Origin of the sequence: Paracoccus sp. PAMC 22219, assembly GCF_000787695.1 — a bacterium.
Lineage (GTDB): Bacteria > Pseudomonadota > Alphaproteobacteria > Rhodobacterales > Rhodobacteraceae > Paracoccus.
On the sequence record NZ_BBPH01000128.1, the window covers coordinates 21,720 to 28,327 of the forward strand.

7 protein-coding genes are annotated in these 6,608 nt (G+C 58.7%); 1 reads left to right on the forward strand and 6 read right to left on the reverse strand.

From position 1 onward, the window contains the following. Window positions 1–27 precede the first annotated feature (27 nt). Genes TY51_RS14165 through TY51_RS14185 form a run of 5 tightly spaced genes read right to left on the reverse strand, consistent with a single transcriptional unit; the run spans window position 28 to window position 4,303 of the window. On the reverse strand, window positions 28–1,125 hold the full coding sequence (locus tag TY51_RS14165; protein WP_156118039.1) for a tripartite tricarboxylate transporter substrate binding protein: 1,098 nt from the start codon (window positions 1,123–1,125) through the stop codon (window positions 28–30). 48 nt (window positions 1,126–1,173) lie between these two features. Further along, window positions 1,174–2,232: a LacI family DNA-binding transcriptional regulator gene (locus TY51_RS14170; protein ID WP_042250529.1), complete on the reverse strand. Its 1,059-nt coding sequence runs from the start codon at window positions 2,230–2,232 to the stop codon at window positions 1,174–1,176. Window positions 2,233–2,291: 59 nt separating this feature from the next. After that, a complete protein-coding gene (locus TY51_RS14175; protein WP_042250530.1) occupies window positions 2,292–3,140 on the reverse strand; it encodes a fumarylacetoacetate hydrolase family protein in 849 nt (282 codons plus the stop codon). 12 nt (window positions 3,141–3,152) lie between these two features. After that, window positions 3,153–3,830 carry a DUF4286 family protein gene (locus tag TY51_RS14180; RefSeq protein ID WP_042250533.1) on the reverse strand — a complete coding sequence of 226 codons (678 nt, stop codon included), beginning with the start codon at window positions 3,828–3,830 and terminating at the stop codon, window positions 3,153–3,155. Next, complete coding sequence (locus tag TY51_RS14185) at window positions 3,827–4,303, reverse strand: MaoC/PaaZ C-terminal domain-containing protein (protein WP_052650238.1); 477 nt, start codon at window positions 4,301–4,303, stop codon at window positions 3,827–3,829. Before TY51_RS14185 ends, TY51_RS14180 begins: the two co-directional genes overlap by 4 nt. Before the next feature lie 130 nt (window positions 4,304–4,433). On the opposite strand from TY51_RS14185, the gene TY51_RS14190 reads away from it, so the two are divergent. Continuing rightward, window positions 4,434–6,011, forward strand: coding sequence for an acyl CoA:acetate/3-ketoacid CoA transferase (locus tag TY51_RS14190; RefSeq protein WP_042250534.1), 1,578 nt, complete (start codon window positions 4,434–4,436; stop codon window positions 6,009–6,011). A gap of 212 nt (window positions 6,012–6,223) precedes the next feature. Here TY51_RS14190 and TY51_RS14195 read toward each other — a convergent pair whose 3' ends face one another. Continuing rightward, window positions 6,224–6,466 carry a hypothetical protein gene (locus TY51_RS14195; RefSeq protein ID WP_042250536.1) on the reverse strand — a complete coding sequence of 81 codons (243 nt, stop codon included), beginning with the start codon at window positions 6,464–6,466 and terminating at the stop codon, window positions 6,224–6,226. Between the last annotated feature and the right edge of the window lie 142 nt (window positions 6,467–6,608).

Consider the following 6,608-nt stretch of genomic DNA (forward strand, 5'->3'; position numbering starts at 1 on the left):
AGAGGCTATGATCACAGATGGCCAATATCAGGGCCGCGGGATACCAGCCTCGTCCGGTGACATCGTGGTCGTGCCATCATCGTGCATCTGCCATGCCGTTGCGGCGACGGCTGACCGCGCCATCTCCATCGCCTCTTCGCCGTGCATGGGGCTGAAGATCGAGCCATTCTCACGAGCATAGGCCTGCAGGGCCTCGGAGTTGGCAATCTCCGTTTCCCAAACTTCGGTCATGCGGTCCAGAACCTCCTGAGGGACGTCCTTTGGAAGAAAGACACCCACCTGGATGGTGACGCCAGGAGCCGAAAAATCAGGATAGAACTGCGTGATGGGCGGAATGTCGTTGATGCCCTCTATCACCAGCGGCTGGTCTGACAAAACAGCAAGCGGCGTAACGCGGCCGCCTTTGATCATTGCCGCCTGACCTGGCCCGGACTGGGTTGTGGCCATCACTTCGCCCGAGACGACAGCGACCATCGTCGGGGCATCGCCGTCATAAGCAACGGCCCGGAAGTCTCCTCCGACATGAGATTGGAACGCTTGGATTGCCGAGTAGGCTGTCGAGGGAATGCCCGAGGTGCCGACGGTCAGATCACCGGGGTTCTCGTTCATGAAAGCTGCGACATCCTCCGGGGTCTTCAGATCGCTCCCCTCGCCGACGCTGAGGACCGGTGCGTTCAACACGGCGATGAACAGGTGCCAGTCTTCCAGATCTGTGTCCAGCAGCCCCTGAACTTTATAAGTGCCCAGATCCTGCACGCCACCCGAGGCCCAGGTGTATCCGTCCGGCTCGGAGTTGATGACGGCGTTCGTGCCGACCGTGCCACGTGCGCCCGTCTGATTGACGACGGTAACCGGAACCTCCAGCGCATCCGACACCTCGCCTGCGAGAATGCGCATGATGGCATCTGTCGCACCGCCCGCGGCCCAAGGCACAACGATCTGGATAGGCTCAGATGGCCAAGCCTCCTGTGCTGCAACCGTTTCCACGGATACGCCAAAGCCAAGCGCCGCGATGCCTGCCGACAGCAGAAACTGCGTTTGTTCATTTCGAATCTCCTCCCCTACAAACCCTTTCGGGTATTTGTAACCGGTTACAACATGAACCAAATTGATCTCATCCGTCAAGTGCCAGCAAAGGATGAAAGCGGGTGAGTTGTGGTACGGGATGAGAACTCAGTCTTGTGGGGCGGGTCCAGTGGTGCTCCGCACGACGATCTCGCTTGGGATGCGGGCGCCACTAACAGATGTCTGGCCCTCCAGCATATCAACGATCAAGTCAGCAGCCAACTTGCCTACGCGGTCCGATGCCACGCGAACGGTTGTGATCGGCTGCGGCAATTCTGACATCAGCTCGGTGTCGTCATATCCTACGATCGACAGATCCCGAGGCAGCACGATATGCATTTCTGCCGCCTCCAGGACCGCACCGATCGCCAAAAGTGCGTTACCGCAAATGATAGCTGTGGGCCGGGGCGATGTGGCCAGCACCTGACGGAGCAACTTGCGGCCCTCCGCGATGGACCACTCCCCCTCAACCATGGCCTGCGGGGGGATCGCAAGGCCGTACCGGGCCAGTGCATCACGTACGCCGTCGCGCCTGGCGGCTGCACGGTCATTGTTACGATTGGTCTGTGCGATCATTCCAAAACGGCGATGCCCCAAAGACACCAGATAATCGACCATCTCAGCCATCGCGCGCGCGTTGTCAGGGCCCACGCAGGGGATTGCCGAGTCCGCGTCGAACACGAATGAGTTTATATAGGGGATGCTCAGCCGCCGCAGAAACTGCTCATAGTCCTGGGATCGTGTGCTGCCGACCAGGATCAGCCCGTCAACGCCGCGTTCCACCAATTTGCGTGCCTGGACCAGTTCCAGTGCCGCGTCATACCGCGACCGCGCCAGCAGCAGCAGGTAATTGCGTGCCGCGAGTGCGTCCTGCATGGCGTCAATGGCACGGGCGAAATCACCCACACCAAGTGCAGGAAAGATTGCGCCAATTGCACCTGTGCGGTTTGACGACAATGCACGCGCTGCGGCATTCGGCACCCAACCCAGTTGATCGATCACCATCAGAACCCGTGTGCGCAGACCCTCTGACACGCTTTCGGGGTTGTTCAGGACGCGTGAGACCGTTGCGGTCGACACCCCTGCGACCGCTGCGACCTGCCGCAAGCCCGTGGACTTGCGGCTCGCCTGTGGTTTTATGGTCGACTGATCGATCTGCTTGTCCATCCTGCCTCTCGGATCGCTGCAGGAACGATCTTACGCGGCGCAGCTCGGAAGGCGAGAAGTCAGCCAGGAAAGGCCACGACGGTTTGACGCTGCGCACCAAGGCCATCAATACCCAAGTGCATCTCGTCGCCGGCCTTAAGGAAGACATTGGGGTCCATGCCCAGTCCGACGCCCGGTGGAGTGCCTGTCGTGATGATGTCGCCAGCCTCCAGGATCAGGAATTGGCTGACATAGGACACGATGTGTGCAATTGTGAAGATCATCTTCGACGTGTGTCCGGTCTGTGTTCGCGTGCCATTCAGATCCAGCCAAAGCCCCTTGTCCTGCGGGTTCTCGAACTCGTCCGGGGTCACCAGCCAAGGACCGATCGGGCCAAAGGTCGGGCAGCATTTACCTTTAGTCCACAACCCTTCCCGCTTCAGCTGGTATTCGCGCTCTGAGATGTCATTGCAGATGAAATAGCCTGCGATGGCATCGGCGGCCTCTGCCTCGGAAATCCGATAACTGCGTTTTCCGATCAGCAGCGCCAGTTCGACTTCCCAATCGGCCTCGACCGAACCGGGCGGGAGGATCACGTCGTCATACGGGCCGACAATGCAGGAGGCGGCCTTGTTGAACAGGATCGGTTCCTTGGGGATGGGTGCTCCGGTTTCCTCTGCATGGTCGGTATAGTTGAGGCCGATCGCCCAGAAGGTTCGGACATCGCCCACACAAGGGCCGATGCGCGGGCTGTTGTCGACGCGCGGCAACGTGGCGGGGTCTATGCCGCGCAGGGTATCCATCAGCCCTGCCTCAAAGGCACGGCCAGTGATGTCAGCGACATGGCCCGACAGGTCACGCAGTTGCCCCTGCGAGTCGATCATTCCGGGCTTTTCCTGCCCCGGCGCGCCGTAACGAACAAGTTTCATCTGCAGACCTTTCTAAGTGGTGGAGACTGCTTCGGGGCAGTCCATCAGGAAATCGAGACAATAGAGCCCCCGCATCAGCGGTTCGGTCCCTATCGTTGCTGCAATGGCTGCATCGCTTGCTGCGCCTTTCGACACTGCCGCGACTCTTTCGGGAACAGCGCCTTCGATCAGCAGGATCAAACCAGCGGACTGATCCGGCCGGTCACGCATCCGCGCTTCTTGCGTGACCGGAACACTATCGTGGGCCTGCTCCAGCAGGTGGACGGCACAGACATCCGGGCTCTCGGCAATCTGTGCCACCAGGCGACGCAGTGCGGGCGTCACTTGCCCGGAGAGTTGAAGGGTTAGCATTGCCCTGCCGACTCCGTGCCCGAAGCTGTCAACGACCTGGCATAGGGTTCGAGAGGTATCGGTAAAGTGCGGCACGATGGACTGCGTCCAGTCCGACGGTTGGTTCAACCGCGCCAAGTATGTCTCTGACGACAACACCTGAGCATCGTCTACCTCGTAGAAATTGAAGTAGGCCGGATGGCCTTCCAGTGCGACGTAACGTCGAGCCCTACGAAATCCGGGAATGGAGAGGCGCTCGGGAATATGTTCGGTAACATGCCACCGGATGAATTCGGCATCCTGTCCGGTTGCGATGCCATTCCAGATCGCAAGTACGCCTTTGCCGCGCAGGGCCGTCATACCGGGGTACCGCTCGTCTGATGGAGTTTCCGCGCCCATCGCATCACATGGGTCCCAACCGCAATCAGTTCATTGCGCTGATTTGTGCACTCCATCTTGGCGAGGCTTTTTCCGCCCTCGCGATCGATTTCAACAACCTCATATGTGGTCGTCACCGTGTCACCGAGGAAAGTAGGGCGCAGAAAGCGGATCTTGTCGTAGCCCGCGGATACCGGGAAATCCTCAAGGTCGTCCTTGTGGATAATATGGGCAATAGACAAGGTTGAAACCGTTGACATGTATCCTACGATCAGAGCCCCGTGCGCGATGCGCGATCCCAGGGACGACTTCTCCCGCATATAATGCTCGTTGATGTGTGTGTCGCTGAAATCACCGGTCAAACCGGCGAACAGGGTGACGTCCACCTCTCCGACAGTTTTGGCAAATCTGAACTTTTCGCCGATCTGCACATAATCCAAACCTGACATACCCATCCAGAACACTCCTCGGCTTCATTTATGGCAGCACCGTCCGGCACCACACATCATACGGTTGATGTTGTACTTGTAACCGGTTACAATTGGCTTCATAAGAAGTCAACTCCATCCTGATAAGAGGTCCGACGTGAAGTTTATCACCCCTGCCCAAGCCGCTGACCTCGTCGGGGCGGAAAGTTCTCTCATTGCCAGCGGTTCGGGTGGCGGTCATGCTGTTCCCGAGGCGCTTTTGGCAGCGTTGGGTGAGCGGTTCCGCCAGACCGGCGCGCCAGGCGGGCTAACCCTGACGCATGTCGTAGGCATCGGAGATCGCCAGGATCGGGGAGCGGCACACCTAGCTCAGCCCGGCATGGTACGGCGCCTTATTACCAGCGCCCTCATTGATGCGCCCGCGTTTATCCCAATGGCGCTGGCTGACCAGGTCGAGGCGTATACATTGCCTCAGGGCGTTCTGTCGCAACTGATGCGCGACATGGCTGCCGGCCGCCCTGGCCTGATCACCCGAACCGGCCTGCATACCTTTGTGGATCCAAGACAGGATGGTGGGTTGCAGGGAGGCAGGATGTCAGAGCCGCGGGTTGAGTTGATTCAGATTGGCGGCCAGGATTGGCTGCGCTTCCTTCCGTTCCAGATCGACGTGGCATTCCTGCGCGGGACCACCGCCGACGAGGACGGAAACATCTCGATGGAGCAGGAAGCAATTCCTGGTGAAATGCTCTCCACAGCACAGGCAGTCCGCCGGATGGGCGGCAAGGTGATCGTCCAGGTCAAGCGCGTTGCGCGCAGCGGCGCGCTTCGTTCGCGCGATGTGCGGATCCCAGGAATATTGGTCGATCACGTCGTGGTCGTGCCGGAGCAGAGCCAGACCTATGCGACCGATTACGATCCATCTTACTCCGGGGAGCTGCGCGTGCCGTTAAACCGCATCAAGCCGCTTGAATTCGGGGCGCGCAAGATCATCGCCCGCCGCGCCGCGATGGAGCTGCGTCCCGGCGCCGTCTGTAACATTGGCGCAGGTATCTCCACCGGCATTTCCACTGTGGCGGCCGAAGAAGGCATTCTGGACCGTATCACGCTCACCAACGAACAAGGCTTTATCGGCGGCGCGCCCCTTACCGGACCGGACTCGGGAGCAGCGCAGAATTGGTCCGCAATGGTAGACCAGCCCTATCAATTCGACTTTTACGATGGTGGCGGTATTGACGTGGCATTTCTCAGCTTCGTCGAGGTCAACGCACAAGGCGATGTGAATATCAGCCGATTCAACGGTACGATCGTCGGCATCGGCGGCTTTGTGAACATCAGTCAGAACGCCAAAGAGACTGTCTTCAGCGGGACGTTCACGGCCGGGGGGCTGGATATTGCCTGTGAGGACGGTACCCTCCGTATCGTGACCGAGGGTCGCCATAAGAAATTCTGCGATACCGTTCAGCAGGTTTCATATTCAGGGCCGTTCGCCGCACGTGAGGGGCGGAAGGCCCTGTTCGTGACCGAACGTGCCGTGTTCAGACTTGCCGATGGCCGTTTGACGCTTGAGGAAATCGCTCCTGGAATTGACCTGGATCGCGACATTCTGGCTCACATGGACTTTAAGCCGGATCTCGTCAACCGTCCCAAACTGATGGACAAGAGGCTATTTGCGACACAGCCGATGGGTTTGTCAGAAGCTGATGTCTTCCAGAGAATAGGCGCCTGCGAGGACTAGTTTGACCCCTAAATGTAGGGACGGCGGGACGCTCCCTACGCTAAATCATGGATCTTTCAAGAAGCATCGACAGGTCGGCGTGGGCCGTAAAATGGCTTGGAAACCAGCTTTTGCTTCTTGATGCCACCCGTCTACCTTACAGGAAATCGCCAATCAAAAGGCGGCAAGTTCTACTTTGATGCGCCCGGCATTCCGAAACCGCCTCAGTTCTTCTACATTTTTGCATCGTCTTTGGCTTCGTTTGTCAGACGCTCGGTCACCATTCGATTAAATTCGTCCGCACGTGCAACAAGCTTGGCGATCTCGGAATGAAGGCCTTCTGCCTCTAGGCGCTCCTGCAGCGTATATGGCTTGGCATCCACTTCGAAAAGCCTGCGCTCTTGATACGCGGCTTCCTCCAAGGCACTTTTAACTCGCATCCTGACAAAGTGCCCGGCAGAAATTTCATCAGTCACTAAGCGTCCCTTCCGTGGCCAATGGCACCAAGCCGTAGCAGCCGGTCTACTCGCAGGAGAATTATCTGCGGTGATTGGTCATCGCAACCATGACCCGGGGGGCAGGCCAGGTCCCAAGATGACCTACCTGTCACATCCCACG

Coding starts and splice junctions, on each gene's coding strand:
- TY51_RS14175 (WP_042250530.1), bottom strand. CDS start 3,140: ATGAAACTTGTTCGTTACGGCGCGCCGGGGCAGGAAAAGCCCGGAATG.
- TY51_RS14180 (WP_042250533.1), bottom strand. CDS start 3,830: ATGACGGCCCTGCGCGGCAAAGGCGTACTTGCGATCTGGAATGGCATC.
- TY51_RS14170 (WP_042250529.1), bottom strand. CDS start 2,232: ATGGACAAGCAGATCGATCAGTCGACCATAAAACCACAGGCGAGCCGC.
- TY51_RS14185 (WP_052650238.1), bottom strand. CDS start 4,303: ATGGGTATGTCAGGTTTGGATTATGTGCAGATCGGCGAAAAGTTCAGA.